Here is a 17,885-nt window from a genome sequence, read left to right on the forward strand (position 1 = left end):
CCTGAAGAATTTCCCCCGAATCCACTCCAACGAGGTACCTATGCAACGCAACCTTTCCCTGATCGCCGCCTGCGCCCTGGTGGCGCTGTCTTTCAACAGCTTTGCCGGTGGCAACCATGCCGGTGGCCACGGCCATGGCAGCGCTGACTCGGCCATCGGCGAACCCGGCAAAGCCGCCAAGGTCAGCCGCACCATCAACGTCGAGATGGCTGACACGATGCGCTTCACGCCTGCCAACATCGCAGTCAAACAAGGCGAGACGGTCCGTTTCGTGATCAAAAACACGGGCCAGGTCAAGCACGAGTTCAGCCTGGGCACCGAAGCCGAGCTCAAGGAACACTACGAGGTGATGAAGAAATTCCCCGACATGGAGCACGAAGAGCCCAGCAAGATCTCCCTGGCCCCAGGCAAGCAGGGTGAAATCATCTGGCAGTTCACCAAGGCCGGGGATGTGAACTTCGCGTGCCTCTACCCAGGCCACTACGACGCTGGCATGAAGGGCCAGGTCAAGGTCAGCAAGAAGTAATTCATTCCAACGCAATCACATCCACGAAAGGAGCCTCCCATGCGCCAAACCCATCGCCACCTCGCCGCTGCAGCCCTGTCGCTGGCCGCCCTGATCCCCGCTGTAGGCATGGCCCAGGCTGCGGCCGAGCCCGCCAAGACCGCTGCGGCCCAGGCCTCCATGACCGACGGCGAAGTTCGCAAGATCGACAAGGACACGGGCAAGATCACCCTCAAGCATGGTGACATCAAGCACCTGGAGATGCCGGGCATGACCATGGTGTTCACCGCCAAGGACAAAGCCTTGCTCGACAAGGTTCAGGTGGGCGACAAGGTCCGCTTCATGGCGGCGAGCGAGAGCGGAAAGATGGTGGTCACGGCCATCGAGCCTGCCAAGTAAGACTGTGTCAGCGCGGGGCGCCACCGAGCGCTCTGCTACCGATAGCACCTGAACGCGGACAGTGGTCCGCGTCGGCCGTGCGTTTCGTGGGAGGCTGCGTATTGCTGCAGCCGTGTGCATCAGTGTCCGCCGCGATGGATGTGTACGCCGCGCATCCAGGTCATGAGATCCAGGTGGCTGGATGCCGCCGCTGGGCCAGCCGGGGCGAGGTGGGCGCCAGCGCCAGACTTGGCGCTGCGCCGTGACGGCTTCACGAAACTGGCGCTGTGCTTGGGGGCGGATGGGCTCTCGCGCGCCAGGTTGTCCAGAATCGCACAGTCGGCGTGGTCGTCGCCAGCGCAGGCCAACACCAGTTGCTCCAGCGCGGATTTCATCTCCACGATCTCCTTGAGCTTCTCTTCCAGATCGACCAGATGGCGCTCGGCAATCGCCTTGACCTGCCGGCTGCTGCGATGGCTGTCGCCCCACTGGCCGATCAGTTCTGCAATCTGCGGCATCGAAAACCCCAGGCGCCGGGACTGCCGAATGAATCGCAGGACCGAGATCTCGCGCTCGCTGTAGAGGCGATAGCCAGACTCGCTGCGCTCAGCTTCGGGAAGCAAGCCCGTTTGTTCATAGTGGCGGATCATCTTCGCAGACACCCCGGCCGCCTTGGCGGCATCCCCAATGTTCATGAGTGCGGTCATGGTCGCTCCTGCTCAATGAATGAAACACGGTGGCAGGACTGTGCACCTTGCCACCGTGTCAATGTCAATACCTCGAACCTCAGAAACTACCCAACCCCTCAGGCGGGCGGGTAGCCCGCCTCGGACAGCGCCTCGGCGAGAGCCTTGCGGTCCTCGCTGCTTTGTACCGACACCTTGCGGTGGGCCATATCCACCTCGATCTTGCAGTCCGGATCCATCATTTTCAGAGTCTGGCTGACCATGCCGGCGCAGTGGCCGCAGGTCATGTTGGGCAGTTGAAATTCAAGCATGTGCACCTCGTGGAAGAAAGTTACGGCAAGGGCAGTTTTGGGCTTGCCACGGTAGCAAGGTCAAGCGCCAGCAAGGTCGCCCCAAAGCCCGCTGCCTGGCATCTTGAGCTTGACCCCGTGGCAACCCTGAAAGTCTCCCTCGTGCCGGCACTCGCCGGTTGAACTCACCACTGGAGCAACCCATGAATTCCACGATGTCAGATACCCGCGCGCCAGCGTCTGTCTCGACGGCGCACCTGAACCTGCCGATCCTGGGGATGACCTGCGCCTCATGCGTGGCCCGGGTGGAGAAGGCACTCAAGGCCGTCCCCGGCGTTCAGGATGTCACCGTCAACATCGCCACCGAACGCGCGGCCGTGGTGGCTACCCCCTCGGTGACTCTCCCCATTCTGGCTGGCGCTGTGCAAAAGGCCGGTTACGAGGTAGCGCAGGAAACGGTGGAGCTGTCCATCAAGGGCATGACATGCGCCTCTTGCGTGGGCCGCGTCGAAAAAGCCCTCAAGGCCGTCCCGGGCGTCACCCATGCCGAGGTCAACCTCGCAACGGAGCGTGCCCTCGTGCGCTTTGGCGCCGACGCCGATGCCGACCTGCTTCTCAAAGCCGTCGAGAAGGCTGGTTACGAAGCCCAGCCAGTAGGTACCGAGTCGTCGCCGGAATCGCCCAGACACGGTGAGCCGTGGTGGCCTGTGGCGCTGGCTGCTGGTCTTTCCGCTCCCCTGGTGTGGCCCATGCTGGGGATGCTCTTTGGTCAAGACTGGGCCTTGAGCGACTGGCTGCAGCTGGCCCTTGCGACGCCGGTGCAGTTCTGGCTCGGAGCGCGCTTCTACCGCGCGGGCTGGAAAGCGCTTCGTGCGGGTGCGGGCAACATGGACCTGCTGGTCGCCTTGGGCACGTCGGCGGGGTACGGTCTGAGCTTGTATTTGCTCCTCAGACACGCCGAACATGGCACGCCTCACCTTTACTTTGAAGCATCGTCCGTCATCGTGACCTTGGTACTGCTTGGCAAGTGGCTGGAAGCGCGGGCCAAAAGGCAGACCACCGCAGCCATCCGGGCGCTGCATTCCCTGCGTCCGGAGGTCGCACGCGTGCGTACGCCCGCCGGCGACATCGACATGCAGCTGGCGCGCGTCAAAGTCGGTGACACCGTCGTGGTGCGTCCGGGAGAACGGGTGCCTGTGGATGGAGAGGTGCTGGAAGGAGCGAGCCAGGTGGACGAGTCCCTCATCACTGGAGAGAGCCTGCCCGTTGCCAAGCACGTTGGGGATCGGGTGACCGGTGGTGCAGTGAACGCAGAAGGCCTGCTGGTGGTTCGCACCACTGCAATTGGCGCAGAGTCCACCCTGTCGCGGATCGTGCGTTTGGTGGAGTCTGCGCAGGCCAAGAAAGCGCCCATCCAGCGCACGGTGGACCAAGTCAGCGCAGTGTTCGTTCCGGTAGTGCTCGGTCTTGCAGCGCTCACCCTGGTTGGATGGGGAGTGGCCACGGGCAACTGGGAGGAAGCCATCCTGAATGCGGTGGCTGTTCTTGTCATCGCCTGTCCCTGCGCACTGGGGTTGGCCACCCCCACGGCCATCATGGCCGGCACCGGAGTCGCCGCGCGCCATGGGATCCTGATCAAGGACGCCGAGGCCCTGGAAACCGCACACCGCATCAACACCATCGCATTCGATAAAACCGGCACACTCACCGAAGGCCGCCCCACGCTGGCCGCAGCGATTCCTGCCCCGGGGCATGGCGAACAACTGCTCTCGTTCGCCGCCGCTATTCAAAATGGCAGCGAACATCCCTTGGCAAGGGCCGTGATGGACGCCGCGCGTGAGCAGGGAACGATCGTGCCCCGAGCCTCCCAAGTGGCCGCCGTGCCCGGCCGGGGCATGTCTGCCGTTGTCAAGGGAAGACAGATCCGCTTGGGAAGTACGCGCTTCATGAATGAGTTGGGGGTCTCCATGGACAGCCTGGCCCCCACGGAGGCTCAGATGCATGCGCAAGGCAGAACGGTGTCCTGGATCGCGGACGTGACGGAAACCCTCGAACTGATCGGTTTGCTGGCATTCGGCGATACGGTCAAGACGAGTGCACGCGGCGCGGTGGGCCAGTTGCACGGGCTGGGCATCGAGACGGTACTCGTCACCGGCGACAACCAAGGCAGCGCGGCCATGGTGGCGCGTGAACTGGGCATTGACCAGGTTCGTGCAGAGGTCCTTCCAGAGAGCAAGTCCGAGATCGTTTCCGAGCTGCGAGCGCAGGGAAAGCAGGTGGCCATGGTGGGCGACGGCATCAATGACGCCCCCGCGCTTGCGGCGGCCAACGTGGGGATCGCCATGTCCACCGGCACTGATGTTGCGATGCACGCTGCCGGGATCACCTTGATGCGGGGAGATCCTGCTCTGATCGCCGATGCGATCGACATCTCACGCCGCACCTACGCGAAAATCCGCCAGAACTTGTTCTGGGCGTTCGCATACAACGTGATCGGTATTCCGTTGGCCGCGTTCGGTCTGCTCAACCCCATGGTCGCTGGCGCCGCCATGGCGCTGAGCAGCGTGAGCGTGGTAACGAACGCGTTGACGCTTCGGTCGTGGAAGCGATCGTCAGGCGCGCCTGAGGAGGGTAGCTCGCCACAACGCTAAGTGCGAAGCCGTTCAGCGGGTGAGCCCTCTATGATGCGGTTCAATCGTTTCAAGAGAGGTGCTTGGTGCCAAAGACGCTGGGTCAAATGAGGAAACGCCTGGAAGAGGCGATGGGCCGCGCCAACGACGCGGAGGCGATCATTCCACTGATGAAGGAGGTGATCGCTCAGTATGACCTGTTGCCCGGCGATCTGTTCGATCAGGCCCACCCAGCGCCAAAGTTAGCACGGCAAAAACACCCGACAACGCCCAGTACCCGGCCACAGGTACAGGCGGCCTACCAAGATGGCAATGGAAACACCTGGGCGGGGCGCGGGAGGCGGCCGACGTGGCTCAACGAAGCCCTTGAACGAGGGCACACCCTTGAGGACTTCAAGGTCTCCAGCAAACGACTGACCCGAGCTAAGTAATTGATATCTAAGGGGGTTTCGCTGGTAGGTTCAGGTTTTGCTCAAAAACCGAGATTGCCCCCATCTCGGGCGCCGCGCCGGGCAGCCAGGCCAGCACCGCCAGCACGTCGCGGCAGCGCAGCGCCTGCTCGCACGCCCAGGCGGCCGCTGCATCGCGCGCATCGGCCGGCGGCGCCACCCAGCACAGCCGCGCGGCCCGCAGGCCGGCCGCGTGCAGCACCGGGACGAACGGCTCATGGGGCGGCGCCACCAGCACCACCCGCCCAGGCAGCCGCGCCACCGCGCCGGCCAGCGCGGGCAGCACCAGCGGCCATTCGTGCCGGCCCCTGCCGGTAAGCAGCACTTCCGACATGGCTCCCAACGGCCAGCCACCGCCCGGCAACTGCGCATCGAGCGCCGCATGCCCCGATGGCTGCACGCGTTGCGCGGCCAGGCCGATGCCAGCCGTACCGGCGCCGAGCGATGCTCCGCGCCACACTCCGGGAACCTCCACGCATCGTCCCCCGCCGCCCTGGCGGGCCATACCGGCCGACGAAGCGGACGGGGAAGGAAGGAATGCGGGGGTGGCCATGGGCTGGATCGAAGTACTGTTTAAATATACAGCATTCGACCCGGCGCGGCTGTCAGCCGCCGTCCCATTCCGCGGCGCAGGATGCCGCCATGGCCTGCGCGTCGGCGGGCCGCGGCGTCAGGCCGCGGACATCAGCAGCGCGCAGTGGGCGCACCAACCGGCCACGGCGGCATCGGCCGCGTCGGTGCTGCCGCCGCCACTGAGTTCGGGCCAGCGCCGCTGGGTGGCATGGACGATGCTCCCGAGCTGCCAGAGCGCTTCGCCGCGCACCAGCGCCAGTTCCGCCGAGCCCTGCGGATCGCCCTGCAGGTAGACGTCGATCTCGCCCTGCTGGCGCGGATGGGCGCCGGCCTCGACCAGCGATTGCTGGAGCGCCTGCAGCCGCTGGTCGACGAACGCCGCGGGATGGCGGCTGCCGCGGCCCAGCAGGTCCGCCGGCAGGCGCGAGCGCACGTCCGCCCAGCGGTCGAAGGCGCCGCCGAGCGTGTCCAGCACGCGGCCTGCCTCTTCCCGCGGGGGCGACAGCGCGACGGCCGTGCCTCCGCCATCCGCCAGCAGCGGCAGCAGCAGCGCGACCAGGTCCGGTGCGAACTTGCGGTGGTTGAGCCGCAGGCTGAGCGACAGCCGCTGCGCGGCCAGCGCGCTGTACTTCTCGAAGAAGGCGGCCGCCACCTCCGACAGCATGAGGATCTGCCCCATGGGTGAGATGTCCGGCCCGCGCAGGCCCCGCGGATAGCCCGTGCCGTCCATGCGTTCGTGGTGCTCCAGCACGGCCGTCTCGACCGAGGCCGGGTAGGCGCCCGGTGCCCGCAGCAGCAGCATGGCGGTGATCGGATGGGCGACGAGGTGCTTGCGGTCCGGGCCGGTGACCTTGTTCTCGGGATCGTTCCATACCGGATCCATGTGCAGCACGCCGATGTCGTGCAGCAGGGCCGCCTCGGCCAGCAGCGAGACGTCCCGTCCGCTGTCGCCACGGCCCAGGGCCAGATGCACCGCCAGCAGCATCACGCACACGCTGTGCCCGTAGAGCGGGGCGCGCTGTGCGCGCATCACCGTGAGCCGGAAGGCCACGGGCGGGGGCAGCAGCAGGCCGCGCAGCGGCGCCAGCAGGGGCTCCGGTCCCCCATGGGCGCGTGCCAGCAGCGCGGCCAGCCCGCCGCCGCCGTCATGGCCGGCATCGCACTGCCGGCGGGCCTCGGCCTCGACGGCAGCTGCGTCCACGCCGCCCTCCGCTCCCAGCAGGCCGTCGATCGGATCGCGCAACGTATGGTGCACGAGCCGGTCGTACAGGCGGCCATCGATCCGCGTGCCCTGGTCGACGAGCTTGATGCCGGTGTCGCTGTAGATCGCACCGCGGGCGACGACCGGCACGCGCTCGGCCATGTCGGTCACGCTGCGCAGGTAGTGCGTGCCGTCCCGCGCCAGTTCCCGCGCGTCGGCCAGGGCCTGCCGGGCCGCGGCGGCGGATGCCTGGGAAGGCGCCTGCGGGTTGCGCCGGTCGCTGCCGCCGTCGCCGTTCTCGGTGCTGCTTGCATTGTCGTTCATGCCGGTTTGACTATACGGTCACCGAGCGACTCGACAGGAACGAAAAAAAGCCTGCGGGCGCACAGCCGGCAGGCTTTTCCGGGTGGCGCGGCCACGAGGGCCGCTGGAAATCAACCCTGGGACTTGGCGTAGCTGGCCACGCCGTCGGTGATCTCCTTGTGGGCGGCCTCGACGCCTTCCCAGCCCAGCACCTTCACCCACTTGCCTTCTTCCAGGTCCTTGTAGTGCTCGAAGAAGTGGCTGATGGCCTTCAGGCGCACGGGGTTCACGTCGTCCACCGTCTTCCAGCCTTCGTACATCTTCAGGATCTTGGTGGTGGGCACGGCCAGCACCTTGCCGTCCACGCCGGCTTCGTCTTCCATCTTCAGGATGCCGAGCGCGCGGCAGGGCACGACCACGCCGGGGTGCAGCGGGTACGGCGTGATCACCAGCACGTCCACCGGGTCGCCGTCGCCGGACAGCGTCTGGGGCACGTAGCCGTAGTTGCAGGGGTAGTACATGGCCGTGGTCAGGAAGCGGTCCACGAAGACCGCGCCGGATTCCTTGTCCACTTCGTACTTGATCGGATCGGATTCCGCGGGGATCTCGATGACCACGTTGAAGGTTTCGGGAAGCTTCTTGCCAGGGGTGACGTTGTTGAGGGACATGGTTGGGATGGTGAGGGAATGCAGCGCGCATTCTAGAGCGGCGGATATCCGATCTCCCGGTGCGCGCGGGAGGCACCGCTTGCGGCGCGCCGCCCGCAGGCGTACATTGGGCGCGTTGGCCAATCGTCTCCACCCGCCTTCGCGGGCCGATGGGCACGAGGAAGCAACGCAGCGGAAACACCGGCTCCCGCGACGCGTTGCGTGTTTCCTCCCGTGCACCCTTTCGCAGGAGACGACGAGCATGGCTGCCTCCCCGCTTCTTTCCTCCACCTTCCCGGGCCCTGCCGGCCCCGCGTTCTGGCTGGCGCTCGCCTGCGGCGCGGTCGCCGTGGGCTACGGCCTCTGGGCGCGCCGCTGGATCCTCGCGCAGGACGCGGGGAGCGAACGCATGCAGGCCATCGCCGCGGCGATCCAGTCCGGCGCGGCCGCCTACCTCGCGCGGCAATACCGCACCATTGCCGTGGCCGGCGCCGTGCTGGCGGTGCTGATCGCCCTCTTCCTCGACCTGCGCACCGCGGCGGGTTTCGTGCTGGGTGCGGTGCTCTCCGGCGCCTGCGGGTTCATCGGCATGAACATCTCGGTGCGCGCCAACGTGCGCACCGCGCAGGCGGCGGCGCGGGGCATCGGCCCGGCGCTGCAGGTGGCGTTCCGCGGCGGCGCCATCACGGGCATGCTGGTCGTGGGTCTCGGACTGCTGGGCGTGGCCGGCTTCGCCGCCTTCCTGCTGCATGGGGCGCCGCCGACAGCCGGCGTGGGCGCGGCGGCGCAGCTGCATCCGCTCATCGGCTTCGCCTTCGGCGCATCGCTGATCTCCATCTTCGCGCGGCTGGGCGGCGGCATCTTCACCAAGGGCGCGGACGTGGGGGCGGACCTCGTGGGCAAGGTGGAGGCCGGCATTCCCGAGGACGACCCGCGCAACCCGGCCGTGATCGCCGACAACGTGGGCGACAACGTCGGCGATTGCGCCGGCATGGCGGCCGACCTGTTCGAGACCTACGCCGTGACGCTGATCGCCGCGATGGTGCTGGGCACGCTGCTGGGCCTCGCGCCCGGGCTGGCCGTGGCCTATCCGCTGGCGCTGGGCGGCGTGTCGATCCTGGCCTCGGTGGCGGGCTGCGCCGTCGTCCGTGCGCCGCCGGGCATGACCAACGTGATGCCCGCGCTCTACCGCGGCCTGGCCGTGGCCGGGGTGCTGTCGCTGGCCGCCTTCGGCCTGGTCACCTTCTGGCTCTTCGCCGATGCCCCGGTTTTCCAGGGGGCCACGCCCTGGCGGCTTTTCGGCGCCTGCGCCACGGGCCTGGTGCTCACGGCCGCGCTGGTGTGGATCACCGAGTACTACACCGGCACGCAGTACGCGCCGGTGCGGCACATCGCGCAGGCCTCCACCACCGGGCACGGCACGAACATCATCGCGGGGCTGGGGGTGTCGATGCGCTCCACCGCCTGGCCGGTGGTGTTCGTGTGCGCGGCCATCCTGGCCTCGTACTCCCTGGCCGGCATCTACGGGGTCGCGGTGGCGGCCACGGCCATGCTGAGCATGGCGGGCATCGTGGTGGCACTGGACGCCTACGGCCCCATCACCGACAACGCGGGCGGCATCGCCGAAATGGCGGAGCTGCCGGCCGCCGTGCGCGCCGTGACCGATCCGCTCGACGCCGTGGGCAACACCACCAAGGCCGTGACCAAGGGCTACGCCATCGGTTCGGCGGGCCTGGCCGCGCTGGTGCTGTTCGCCGACTACACCCACCAGCTGAGCGCGCAGGGGCAGGCGCTGCGCTTCGACCTGTCGGACCCGCTGGTGATCGTGGGCCTGTTCATCGGCGGGCTGGTGCCCTACCTGTTCGGCGCGATGGCCATGGAGGCCGTGGGCCGCGCGGCGGGCGCCGTGGTGGTGGAGGTGCGGCGGCAGTTCGCCACCATCCCCGGCATCATGGAAGGCCGCGCCCAGCCCGAGTATGGCCGCGCGGTGGACATGCTCACCGCCGCCGCGATCCGCGAAATGGTCGTGCCCAGCCTGCTCCCGGTGGCCGTGCCCATCGCCGTGGGCCTGCTGCTCGGGCCGCGCGCTCTCGGCGGGCTGCTCATGGGCACCATCGTCACCGGGCTGTTCGTGGCCATCAGCATGTGCACGGGCGGCGGCGCCTGGGACAACGCCAAGAAATACATCGAAGACGGCCACCACGGCGGCAAGGGCGGCGAGGCGCACAAGGCCGCCGTCACGGGGGATACCGTGGGCGATCCCTACAAGGACACCGCCGGCCCGGCCGTGAACCCGCTCATCAAGATCATCAACATCGTGGCGCTGCTGATCGTGCCGCTGGTGGCTCGGCTGCACGGCGGCGGCTGACGCCACGGCGACGCGCCGGGCCCGGGGCGGGGCCGCGCCTGCGTTAAGGTGGCAGGGACAACCTTCCGCTTTCGACGAAAGACCGCCCCGATGCCGCTGCACGCCTGCGCACTGCTTTCCTTCGCTGTTTCCCATCGTTCTGCCGTCCGCAGAAAGCCCTCCGCCCTGGCGGCAGCGCTGGCTGCCGCGCTTGCCTGGGGCGCGCTGGCCGCGGGCACGGCCACCGCCCAGACGAAGGCGGCCCCCGTGTCGCAGCAGCCGCCCGCGGCCAGCCCGGCCGTGGAACGCGCACTGCAGGCCGTGCGCTCGGCTCCTGCCGTGCAGCAGGTGCTGGACGGCGTGCGTGCCGACCACGACCGCGCCATCGCCGAACTGCGCCAGCTGGTGCAGATCCCCGCGCCGCCCTTCAAGGAGCAGCGCCGCGCCGAATACGTGGTGAAGCGCTTCCGGGAACTGGGCCTGGCCAATGCCGCGATCGACCGGGAAGGCAATGCGGTGGGCATCCGCAAGGGCACGGGCAACGGCCCCAAGCTCGTGGTGTCGGCCCACCTCGATACCGTGTTCCCCGAAGGCACCGAGCTGACCGTGCGCGAGGAAGGCGGCCGGCTGTACGCCCCCGGCATCTCCGACGACACGCGCGGCGTGACGGTGCTGCTCTCCTGGCTGAAAGCGCTCAACGAGCAACGGCTGCAGACGGTGGGCGACATCGTCTTCGTCGCGAACGTGGGCGAAGAAGAGCTGGGCAACCTGCGCGGCATGAAGGCGCTGTTCCGCGAGCACACCGACATCGACGGCATGGTCGGGCTGGAGCCCGGCGACGGCAACGGCATCCTGAACCAGGGCACGGGCAGCCACCGCTACGAGGTGGCCTTCCAGGGGCCCGGCGGCCACAGCTTCGCGGCCTTCGGCCAGGTGCCGAGCGCGATCCATGCGATGGGCCGCGCGATCGCGCACATCGGCGACGTGCAGGTGCCGGCCGACCCCAAGACCACCTTCACCGTGGGCAAGGTGGGCGGCGGCACTTCGGTGAACACCATCGCGGGCGACGCCACCATGGCGGTGGACATCCGCTCCAACGCCCTGCCCGCGCTGCTGCGGGCCGAGAAGGACATCCTGGCCGCCATCCAGCGCGGCGTGGAGGAAGAGAACCGCCGCTGGAACACCGCCGCGAAGATCACGGCCACGCCGAAGATGATCGGCGACCGCCCTGCCGGCGCCACGGCCGCCGATCAGCCCATCGTGCAGGCGGCCGTCGCCTCGGTGATCGCGGCCGGCGGCCAGCCGGCGCTGCGCGCGGCCAGCACCGACGCCAACGTGCCCATGGGCCTGGGCATCCCGGCGATCATCCTGGGCAGCGGCGGCCAGACCGGCAGCTTCCACGCGCTGGGCGAATGGTTCGATCCCACCGACGCCTGGAAGGGTGCGCAGACCGGCCTCGTCACCGTGCTGGCGCTGGTGGGCGTGCAGGGTACAAGCGAGCCGCTGCTGGCCCGCCGGCAGCCCCGTTAGAGCGGGCCCTTCTGGCATCGTTGCCGCATCGTGACGTACCACGTGTACTGCCTGCAATGCGGCGCTTCGCCGGAACCGCTTCGCCGGGCCGTGCAAGCCGCTCTTGGGACGGGCCTCAGGCCTGGGCCGCACGGCCCGGGCGCTGCGCGTTGATGCGCACCGGGCCCGACCGCGCATCGACCGCGGCCTGCACCTCGCGCCGCAGCCCCAGCGCGAAGCCGATCTCGGCCGCCACGAACAGCGGCCCCACGATCAGCCCGACGAGATCGTCCACGAACGCGGGCTTGCGGCCCTCGTAATGGTGGCCCACGAACTGGATCACCCAGCCCACCACGAACAGGCCCACGCCCGCGCCCAGCCAGAGCGCGGTACCCTGCGCCGACAGCCACTGGCCCACGGCCAGCATGGCGGCCAGCACCGCCGCCATGGCCAGCCCGTAGCGCCCGTCGAGCCGGAAATAGAACACGCTCGCCGCCAGCGCGGCCAGCAGCGCCGGCGAGAGCGGCAAGAGCCCCCCGGCCAGCCACGCCGGGCGCGACAGCAGCACGGTGACGGCCAGCATGATCATCGGCACGCCGACGAAATGGGTGCGGATGTTGCGCGGATCGCGGTGGTAATCCGCATACTGCGACAGGTGGTCGATCAGGGTTTTCATGGGTGTCTCCAGGGGTGGCGACCCTCTCGGGCGGGGCGCATCTGGCCGAATAATCCGCAGGTGGCCCGCGGCCGTCTGTCGGCCAGCCGACACAACACCGCGCCGGCCACCCGGCGCCGACCTGCGGTGCCCCCCATCTCCATTCCGCCCACCCCTCTTCCGCGCCTTCCCTCACCGCACGGCCACCGCATGCCGCAGCCCTCGCCCTCCGTCGCCGCCGACCACCTGGCCACGCTCGCCGCGGGCCGCTGGTTCGCGGGCCTGCCCGCCGAGCTGGCGCAGGCGCTGACGGCCATGGCCCACGTGCGCACGCTGCAGCAGGGCCAGGCGCTGTTCCTGCGCGGCGATCCGCCCTGCGGCCTGTATGCGGTGGTGCGCGGCGCCATCGACATCTCGGGCGTGGGCGGCAGCGGCCCGCAGCCGCGCGCAGCCCTGCTCACGCGGCTGGAGCCGCCCGCCTGGTTCGGCGAGATCGCCGTCTTCGACCACGCGCCGCGCACGCACGACGCCCATGCGGCCGAGGCCGGCACGGCGGTGCTGCAGGTGCCGCATGCGCCCCTGCGCGCCTGGCTGCAGGACCATCCCGCGCACTGGCATGCGCTCGGCCTGCTGCTGGCCGACAAGCTGCGCACCGCCTTCGTCGCGCTGGAAGAACTCGCGCTGCTGCCCGCGCCCCAGCGCCTCGCCCGGCGGCTGGTGCTCATGGCCGAGGGCTACGGCCAATGGGCGGGCGAAGGCCGCTCGCGCCGCCTGCTCGCGCTCTCGCAGGAGCAGCTCGCGCTCATGCTCGCACTCTCGCGCCAGACCACCAACCAGCTTTTGCGCGATCTGCAGTCCCGCGGCCTGCTGCGCATGCACCGCGGCGGCATCGAGATCCTGGACCTTCCCGGGCTGCGCGCGGCCTGCGCCTGAGCCGCCGCGGCCGGCCTTCACCAGCCTCACCTGCCGCACAATCGTCCGCATGCAGTACCACCACATCGCCCATGCCGCCGTGCCCTCTTCCGGCGGCCGCACCCTGCCGGTGATCGATCCCTCCGACGGCCAGCCCTACGACGAGATCCAGCGCGGCACGGCCGAGGACATCGACGCGGCCGTGCGCGCGGCGCGGCAGTGCTACGACGGCCCCTGGCGCGCGGTCGCGCCGGCCGAGCGCGGCCGGCTGCTGATGCGCCTGTCGCAGGTGGTGGCGGAGCATGCGGAAGAGCTGGCCGACATCGAGCGGCGCGACTGCGGCAAACCCACACGGCAGGCGCGCGCCGATGCACTGGCGCTGGCCCGGTACTTCGAGTTCTACGCGGGCGCCTGCGACAAGCTCCACGGCGACACGATTCCCTACACCGACGGCTACAGCGTGCTCACCTGGCGCGAGCCGCACGGCGTGACCGGGCACATCGTGCCCTGGAACTACCCGATGCAGATCTTCGGCCGCTGCGTGGGCGGCGCGCTGGCGGCGGGCAACGTCTGCGTGGTCAAGCCGTCGGAAGACGCCTGCCTCTCACTGCTGCGCGTGGCCCAGCTCGCGGCCGAGGCGGGCTTTCCCGCGGGCGCGATCAACATCGTGACGGGCTACGGGCACGAGGTGGGCGACGCGCTGGCGCGCCATCCGGGCATCGACCACATCAGCTTCACCGGCAGCCCGCGCATCGGCACGCTGATCCAGCAGGCCGCGGCCGAGCGGCACTGCCCGGTCACGCTGGAGCTGGGCGGCAAGAGCCCGCAGATCCTTTTCGCGGATGCCGACCTCGACGCGGCCCTGCCCGCGGTCGTCAACGCCATCGTGCAGAACGCCGGCCAGACCTGCTCGGCCGGCTCGCGCGTGCTGATCGATGCGATCGTCTACGAACGCGTGCTGGAACGGCTGGCCAGCATGTTCGAGGCGCTGCGCGTCGGGCCCGCCGCCATGGACCTGGACCTGGGCCCGCTGATCCGCCAGAGCCAGCAGCAGCGCGTGTGGGACTTTCTCTCCGACGCGCAGGTGGCCGGCATTCCGGTGATGGCGCAGGGCACGGTGGTGGATGGCGCGCCGCAAGGCGGCTTCTACCAGGCCCCCACGCTGCTGCGCGACGTGCCGCCCGGCCACCGCCTCGCCCAAGAAGAGATCTTCGGCCCCGTGCTCTGCGCCATGCCTTTCGAGGACGAGGACCATGCCGCGCAACTGGCCAACGGCACGCGCTTCGGCCTGGTCGCGGGCGTGTGGACGCGCGACGGCGGCCGCCAGTTCCGCATGGCCCGGCGCCTCGCCAGCGGCCAGGTGTTCATCAACAACTACGGCGCGGCCGGCGGGGTGGAACTGCCCTTCGGCGGCGTGAAATCCAGCGGCCACGGCCGCGAGAAGGGCCTGGAGGCACTGCACGGCTTCACCACGCTCAAGACCGTGGCGATCCGGCACGGGTGAGCCGGCGGAGTGCTCAGCCCAGCGCGGTATCGAGCAGCATCATCAGCACGAAGCCGATCATGAGCCCGCCCGTGGCCCAGGCCTCGTGGCCCTTGCGGTGCGATTCGGGAATGATCTCGTGGCTGACGACGAACAGCATCGCCCCGGCCGCGAAGCCCAGGCCCCACGGCAGCAGCTGCGCCGACAGGCCGATGACCGAGGCCCCCAGCACCGCGCCCAGCGGCTCCACCAGGCCGGAGGCCATGCCCAGCAGCACCGCCAGCCAGCGCCTGTAGCCCGCGGCCAGCAGCGCCACCGCCACCACCAGCCCCTCCGGCACGTCCTGGATCGCGATGCCGGCCGTGAGCGTGCCGGCCTGCACCGGGCTGGTCCCGCCGTAGGCCACGCCGATCGCCAGCCCCTCCGGCAGGTTGTGCAGCGCGATCGCGAACACGAACAGCCAGGTGCGCCGCAGCGTGCGCGGCGACGGGCCGCCTTCCACGCCCTTGATGAAATGCTCGTGCGGGAGCAGCCGCTCCATCGCCAGCAGCGCGAGCCCGCCCAAAAGGATGGAGCCGCCGATGATGCCGCCCGCGCCCCACGCATCCGCGCCGTTGTCCTTCGCCGCGGCCAGCCCGGGGATGATCAGCGAGAACGAACACGCGGCGAGCATCACGCCGGCCCCGAAGCCGAAGAGCGTGTCCTGCACGCGCTCGGAGAGGCGCTGCGAGAACACCACCGGCAGCGTGCCGAGCGCGGTGGCCAGCGCCGCCACCAGCCCGCCCTGCCAGGCCTGCGCGACACGCGGGTGGGCCTGCAGGAACTGCGTGAACTGCAGCACCAGCACGGCCACGCCCGCCACGGCGATCGCCAGGCCCAGCCAGCGGCGCGGCCCCCAGCCGGGGCGTCGGAAGGAAAGCGTGGTCTCGGCTGGCATGGATGGGTGCTCCGGAGGCGGGTTCGGGTCGGGTTCCTGTGCTCGCGAAAGGAAGGGATGCGTGCCCGGCCGTCAGCCGCGCGCCCTGGCCTCGTCGTAGCGGCGCGCGACCTCATCCCATTTCACGACACGATAGAACGCCGCGATGTATTCGGGGCGGCGGTTCTGGTACTGAAGGTAGTAGGCGTGTTCCCACACATCGAGCCCGAGGATCGGCGTGTGGCCGGACAGCAGCCCGGCCATCAGCGGGCTGTCCTGGTTGCCGCTGCTCTCCACTGCCAGGCGGCCCGCGCCGTCCACCACCAGCCAGGCCCAGCCGCTGCCGAAGCGGGTGAGCGCGGCCTTGGTGAACGCCTCCTTGAATGCATCGAAGCCTCCCAGGTCGCGGTCGATCGCCTCGCCCAGCGCGCCGCCGGGCACTCCGCCACCGCCCTGCCCCTCGGGCGCCATCACCGTCCAGAACAGGCTGTGGTTGGCATGGCCGCCGCCGTTGTTGCGCACGGCCGTCTGCAGCGATTGCGGCAGCGATTGCAGGCCCGCGACGAGCTGGTCCACCGGCGTGCCGGCATGCGGCGTGCCCTCCAGCGCCGCGTTCAGGTTGTTGACGTAGGTCTGGTGGTGCCGGGTGTGGTGGATCTCCATCGTGCGCGCATCGATGTGCGGCTCCAGGGCGTCGTAGGCGTAGGGCAAGGCGGGAAGGGTATGCGGCATGGCGGTGACTTTCTGAACGGAAAAGCGGATGGGATAGAACTTGACGGTCTTTAAATGATAATTATTTCTATTCTCATTGATGTCAAGCAGGAAATGGCTTTTCTGCGAAAACCCACCGAACGCGCGCGCAAAAAAACGAGGCCTGCGGCGCACTCTCTGCGCCGCAGGCCTCGTCGTACGTTCCCGAATGCCCCAGGCCCCGTGCGGGGCCCGGCAGGGGCCGACGCCGCTCCGGTGTCAGGCCAGCGGCGGCAGCAGGTTCATCAGCATCACCATGCCCAGTCCCACCAAGGCCACGATGGACTGCACGACCGAAATGGTCTTGGTGGCCTCCCCCATGTCCATGCCGAACGATTCCTTCACCAGCCAGAATCCGGCGTGGTTCGCATAGTTGAAGAACAGCGAGCCGCAGCCGATCGACAGCGCCAGCAGCGGTTGGTTGCCCACCGAACCGGACCCGGCCAGCGGCGCGAGCAGGCCCGCCGCTCCTACGATGCCGACGGTCGCCGAGCCGGTGGAAACCGACAGCAGCATGGAAACGAGCCAGCCCAGCAACAGGGGCGAGACCGGCAGGTGGTGGCTCAGGTGGACGATCGCGTCGCCCACGTGCGCACTGGTCAATACCTGCTGGAAGGCGCCCCCGCCCGCGATGATGAGCAGCACGTTGGCGACCGGCTTGATGCTGTCGCCCAGGGCCTTGCGGACGGCTTCGGGTTGCCCGGGCCGCAGCACCAGCACGGCGAAGATCACGCCCAGCAGCATCGCGATGATGGGGTTGCCCACGAAGGCGGCGAAATGCATCAGCGCGGAGTTCCGGGGCAGCAGCACTTCCCCCAGCGCGTGCAGCAGCATGAGCACGGCGGGCGCCAGGGCTGCCAGCACCCCCAGCCCGATGCCGGGCAGTTTCCGGTCCGCGCGGCCACGGGCGCCCTCGGGTGCGTATTGCGCGACCAGGGCATCGTCGGGGCGTACCGCCAGGCGACGGGCGATGAATGTTCCGTACACCGGCCCCGCCAGCACGATGGCCGGGATGGCGGCGATGAAGCCGTAGATCATGGTGGCGCCCACGTTCGTCTTCAGCGTGGCGATCGCCGTCAGCGGGCCTGGATGGGGCGGCACCATGCCGTGCATGGCCGCCAGGGCGGCGATCACCGGCACGCCGACGTACACGTAGGCCGAACCGGTGCCTTCCTGCTCGGCCTCCAGCCTCCGGGCCACGCCGAAGATCAGCGGCAGCAAGACGACCAGCCCGACCTCGAAGAACATCGGTATGCCGACGATGAAGGCCACGCCGGCCATCGCCCATGGCAGCGCCTTCCGCGAAGCGCGCTCCAGGATGGCATTCGCCAGGCTGTCGGTGACGCCGGAATCCGCCAGGATCTTGCCGAGCATGGCGCCCAGCGCCACCACCAGTCCGACCGCGCCCAGCGTCTTGCCCGCGCCTGCGGAAATCGCGCTGACCAGCTTGTCCAGCGGCATGCCCGTGAACAGGCCGGCCGCCACGGAGACGATCAGCAACGCCAGCAGCGGATGCAGTTTGGACCGGGAAACGATGAGTGCGACCAGCGCGAGCACGCTGCCCAGCGCCGTGACCAGCAATTGAATGTCCTGTGGGCTCATGGAATCGGAGAAAAGGCAGAAAAGTGATGGATCGACGGCGATCGCGACA

The 17,885-nt window shown here is 69.1% G+C and carries 17 protein-coding genes; 8 read left to right on the forward strand and 9 right to left on the reverse strand.

Annotation, left to right across the window (positions count from 1 at the left end):
• Positions 1-40 precede the first annotated feature (40 nt).
• Together Q9R47_RS04565 and Q9R47_RS04570 are read left to right on the forward strand one after the other, a co-directional pair.
• Positions 41-526, forward strand: coding sequence for a cupredoxin family protein (locus Q9R47_RS04565; protein ID WP_311232024.1), 486 nt, complete (start codon positions 41-43; stop codon positions 524-526).
• A 39-nt stretch (positions 527-565) separates the two neighbouring features.
• Positions 566-904 (forward strand): copper-binding protein, encoded by a 339-nt coding sequence (locus Q9R47_RS04570; RefSeq protein ID WP_311232025.1) that lies wholly within the window; start codon positions 566-568, stop codon positions 902-904.
• A gap of 119 nt (positions 905-1,023) precedes the next feature.
• Here the strand turns inward: Q9R47_RS04570 and cueR are convergent, their stop codons facing one another.
• Together cueR and Q9R47_RS04580 are read right to left on the reverse strand one after the other, a co-directional pair.
• Positions 1,024-1,590, reverse strand: a complete 567-nt coding sequence (cueR, locus tag Q9R47_RS04575; RefSeq protein ID WP_311232026.1) for a Cu(I)-responsive transcriptional regulator — start codon at positions 1,588-1,590, stop codon at positions 1,024-1,026.
• 98 nt (positions 1,591-1,688) lie between these two features.
• Positions 1,689-1,880 (reverse strand): heavy-metal-associated domain-containing protein, encoded by a 192-nt coding sequence (locus tag Q9R47_RS04580; RefSeq protein ID WP_141649611.1) that lies wholly within the window; start codon positions 1,878-1,880, stop codon positions 1,689-1,691.
• Between the two features lie 182 nt (positions 1,881-2,062).
• On the opposite strand from Q9R47_RS04580, the gene Q9R47_RS04585 reads away from it, so the two are divergent.
• The gene (locus Q9R47_RS04585; RefSeq protein WP_311232027.1) at positions 2,063-4,510 is read left to right on the forward strand and encodes a heavy metal translocating P-type ATPase; all 2,448 of its coding nucleotides are present in this window, start codon (positions 2,063-2,065) and stop codon (positions 4,508-4,510) included.
• A gap of 65 nt (positions 4,511-4,575) precedes the next feature.
• The gene (locus Q9R47_RS04590; protein WP_311232028.1) at positions 4,576-4,920 is read left to right on the forward strand and encodes an H-NS histone family protein; all 345 of its coding nucleotides are present in this window, start codon (positions 4,576-4,578) and stop codon (positions 4,918-4,920) included.
• A gap of 7 nt (positions 4,921-4,927) precedes the next feature.
• Here Q9R47_RS04590 and Q9R47_RS04595 read toward each other — a convergent pair whose 3' ends face one another.
• The 3 genes from Q9R47_RS04595 to ppa form a co-directional block, all read right to left on the reverse strand.
• Positions 4,928-5,491 carry a hypothetical protein gene (locus Q9R47_RS04595; protein ID WP_404977093.1) on the reverse strand — a complete coding sequence of 188 codons (564 nt, stop codon included), beginning with the start codon at positions 5,489-5,491 and terminating at the stop codon, positions 4,928-4,930.
• A 117-nt stretch (positions 5,492-5,608) separates the two neighbouring features.
• Positions 5,609-7,036, reverse strand: coding sequence for an HD domain-containing phosphohydrolase (locus tag Q9R47_RS04600; protein WP_311232029.1), 1,428 nt, complete (start codon positions 7,034-7,036; stop codon positions 5,609-5,611).
• Between the two features lie 110 nt (positions 7,037-7,146).
• Positions 7,147-7,683 carry an inorganic diphosphatase gene (gene ppa, locus Q9R47_RS04605; protein WP_311232030.1) on the reverse strand — a complete coding sequence of 179 codons (537 nt, stop codon included), beginning with the start codon at positions 7,681-7,683 and terminating at the stop codon, positions 7,147-7,149.
• A gap of 241 nt (positions 7,684-7,924) precedes the next feature.
• Between ppa and Q9R47_RS04610 the strand changes: the two genes are divergently transcribed.
• Together Q9R47_RS04610 and Q9R47_RS04615 are read left to right on the forward strand one after the other, a co-directional pair.
• Complete coding sequence (locus tag Q9R47_RS04610) at positions 7,925-10,030, forward strand: sodium-translocating pyrophosphatase (RefSeq protein ID WP_311232031.1); 2,106 nt, start codon at positions 7,925-7,927, stop codon at positions 10,028-10,030.
• Between the two features lie 90 nt (positions 10,031-10,120).
• Positions 10,121-11,539 carry a M20/M25/M40 family metallo-hydrolase gene (locus tag Q9R47_RS04615; RefSeq protein WP_311232032.1) on the forward strand — a complete coding sequence of 473 codons (1,419 nt, stop codon included), beginning with the start codon at positions 10,121-10,123 and terminating at the stop codon, positions 11,537-11,539.
• A gap of 115 nt (positions 11,540-11,654) precedes the next feature.
• Here Q9R47_RS04615 and Q9R47_RS04620 read toward each other — a convergent pair whose 3' ends face one another.
• The gene (locus Q9R47_RS04620) at positions 11,655-12,194 is read right to left on the reverse strand and encodes an Mpo1-like protein (RefSeq protein ID WP_311232033.1); all 540 of its coding nucleotides are present in this window, start codon (positions 12,192-12,194) and stop codon (positions 11,655-11,657) included.
• 189 nt (positions 12,195-12,383) lie between these two features.
• Between Q9R47_RS04620 and Q9R47_RS04625 the strand changes: the two genes are divergently transcribed.
• Together Q9R47_RS04625 and Q9R47_RS04630 are read left to right on the forward strand one after the other, a co-directional pair.
• On the forward strand, positions 12,384-13,106 hold the full coding sequence (locus Q9R47_RS04625; protein WP_311232034.1) for a Crp/Fnr family transcriptional regulator: 723 nt from the start codon (positions 12,384-12,386) through the stop codon (positions 13,104-13,106).
• A 49-nt stretch (positions 13,107-13,155) separates the two neighbouring features.
• Positions 13,156-14,589 carry an aldehyde dehydrogenase family protein gene (locus tag Q9R47_RS04630; protein WP_311232035.1) on the forward strand — a complete coding sequence of 478 codons (1,434 nt, stop codon included), beginning with the start codon at positions 13,156-13,158 and terminating at the stop codon, positions 14,587-14,589.
• 13 nt (positions 14,590-14,602) lie between these two features.
• On the opposite strand, the gene Q9R47_RS04635 is transcribed toward Q9R47_RS04630, so the two are convergent.
• The 3 genes from Q9R47_RS04635 to Q9R47_RS04645 form a co-directional block, all read right to left on the reverse strand.
• Positions 14,603-15,505, reverse strand: coding sequence for a ZIP family metal transporter (locus tag Q9R47_RS04635; protein WP_311232036.1), 903 nt, complete (start codon positions 15,503-15,505; stop codon positions 14,603-14,605).
• Positions 15,506-15,577: 72 nt separating this feature from the next.
• Complete coding sequence (locus tag Q9R47_RS04640; protein ID WP_311232037.1) at positions 15,578-16,216, reverse strand: superoxide dismutase; 639 nt, start codon at positions 16,214-16,216, stop codon at positions 15,578-15,580.
• A 237-nt stretch (positions 16,217-16,453) separates the two neighbouring features.
• Positions 16,454-17,836: a gluconate:H+ symporter gene (locus Q9R47_RS04645; RefSeq protein WP_311232038.1), complete on the reverse strand. Its 1,383-nt coding sequence runs from the start codon at positions 17,834-17,836 to the stop codon at positions 16,454-16,456.
• Positions 17,837-17,885 lie beyond the last annotated feature (49 nt).

It is taken from the genome of Acidovorax sp. PRC11, assembly GCF_031844105.1.
Taxonomy (GTDB): domain Bacteria; phylum Pseudomonadota; class Gammaproteobacteria; order Burkholderiales; family Burkholderiaceae_C; genus Paracidovorax.

Coding starts and splice junctions, on each gene's coding strand:
- Q9R47_RS04620 (WP_311232033.1), bottom strand. CDS start 12,194: ATGAAAACCCTGATCGACCACCTGTCGCAGTATGCGGATTACCACCGC.
- Q9R47_RS04570 (WP_311232025.1), top strand. CDS start 566: ATGCGCCAAACCCATCGCCACCTCGCCGCTGCAGCCCTGTCGCTGGCC.
- Q9R47_RS04595 (WP_404977093.1), bottom strand. CDS start 5,491: ATGGCCACCCCCGCATTCCTTCCTTCCCCGTCCGCTTCGTCGGCCGGT.
- Q9R47_RS04580 (WP_141649611.1), bottom strand. CDS start 1,880: ATGCTTGAATTTCAACTGCCCAACATGACCTGCGGCCACTGCGCCGGC.
- Q9R47_RS04585 (WP_311232027.1), top strand. CDS start 2,063: ATGAATTCCACGATGTCAGATACCCGCGCGCCAGCGTCTGTCTCGACG.
- Q9R47_RS04565 (WP_311232024.1), top strand. CDS start 41: ATGCAACGCAACCTTTCCCTGATCGCCGCCTGCGCCCTGGTGGCGCTG.
- Q9R47_RS04610 (WP_311232031.1), top strand. CDS start 7,925: ATGGCTGCCTCCCCGCTTCTTTCCTCCACCTTCCCGGGCCCTGCCGGC.
- Q9R47_RS04635 (WP_311232036.1), bottom strand. CDS start 15,505: ATGCCAGCCGAGACCACGCTTTCCTTCCGACGCCCCGGCTGGGGGCCG.
- ppa (WP_311232030.1), bottom strand. CDS start 7,683: ATGTCCCTCAACAACGTCACCCCTGGCAAGAAGCTTCCCGAAACCTTC.
- Q9R47_RS04645 (WP_311232038.1), bottom strand. CDS start 17,836: ATGAGCCCACAGGACATTCAATTGCTGGTCACGGCGCTGGGCAGCGTG.
- Q9R47_RS04600 (WP_311232029.1), bottom strand. CDS start 7,036: ATGAACGACAATGCAAGCAGCACCGAGAACGGCGACGGCGGCAGCGAC.
- Q9R47_RS04630 (WP_311232035.1), top strand. CDS start 13,156: ATGCAGTACCACCACATCGCCCATGCCGCCGTGCCCTCTTCCGGCGGC.
- Q9R47_RS04625 (WP_311232034.1), top strand. CDS start 12,384: ATGCCGCAGCCCTCGCCCTCCGTCGCCGCCGACCACCTGGCCACGCTC.
- Q9R47_RS04640 (WP_311232037.1), bottom strand. CDS start 16,216: ATGCCGCATACCCTTCCCGCCTTGCCCTACGCCTACGACGCCCTGGAG.
- cueR (WP_311232026.1), bottom strand. CDS start 1,590: ATGACCGCACTCATGAACATTGGGGATGCCGCCAAGGCGGCCGGGGTG.
- Q9R47_RS04615 (WP_311232032.1), top strand. CDS start 10,121: ATGCCGCTGCACGCCTGCGCACTGCTTTCCTTCGCTGTTTCCCATCGT.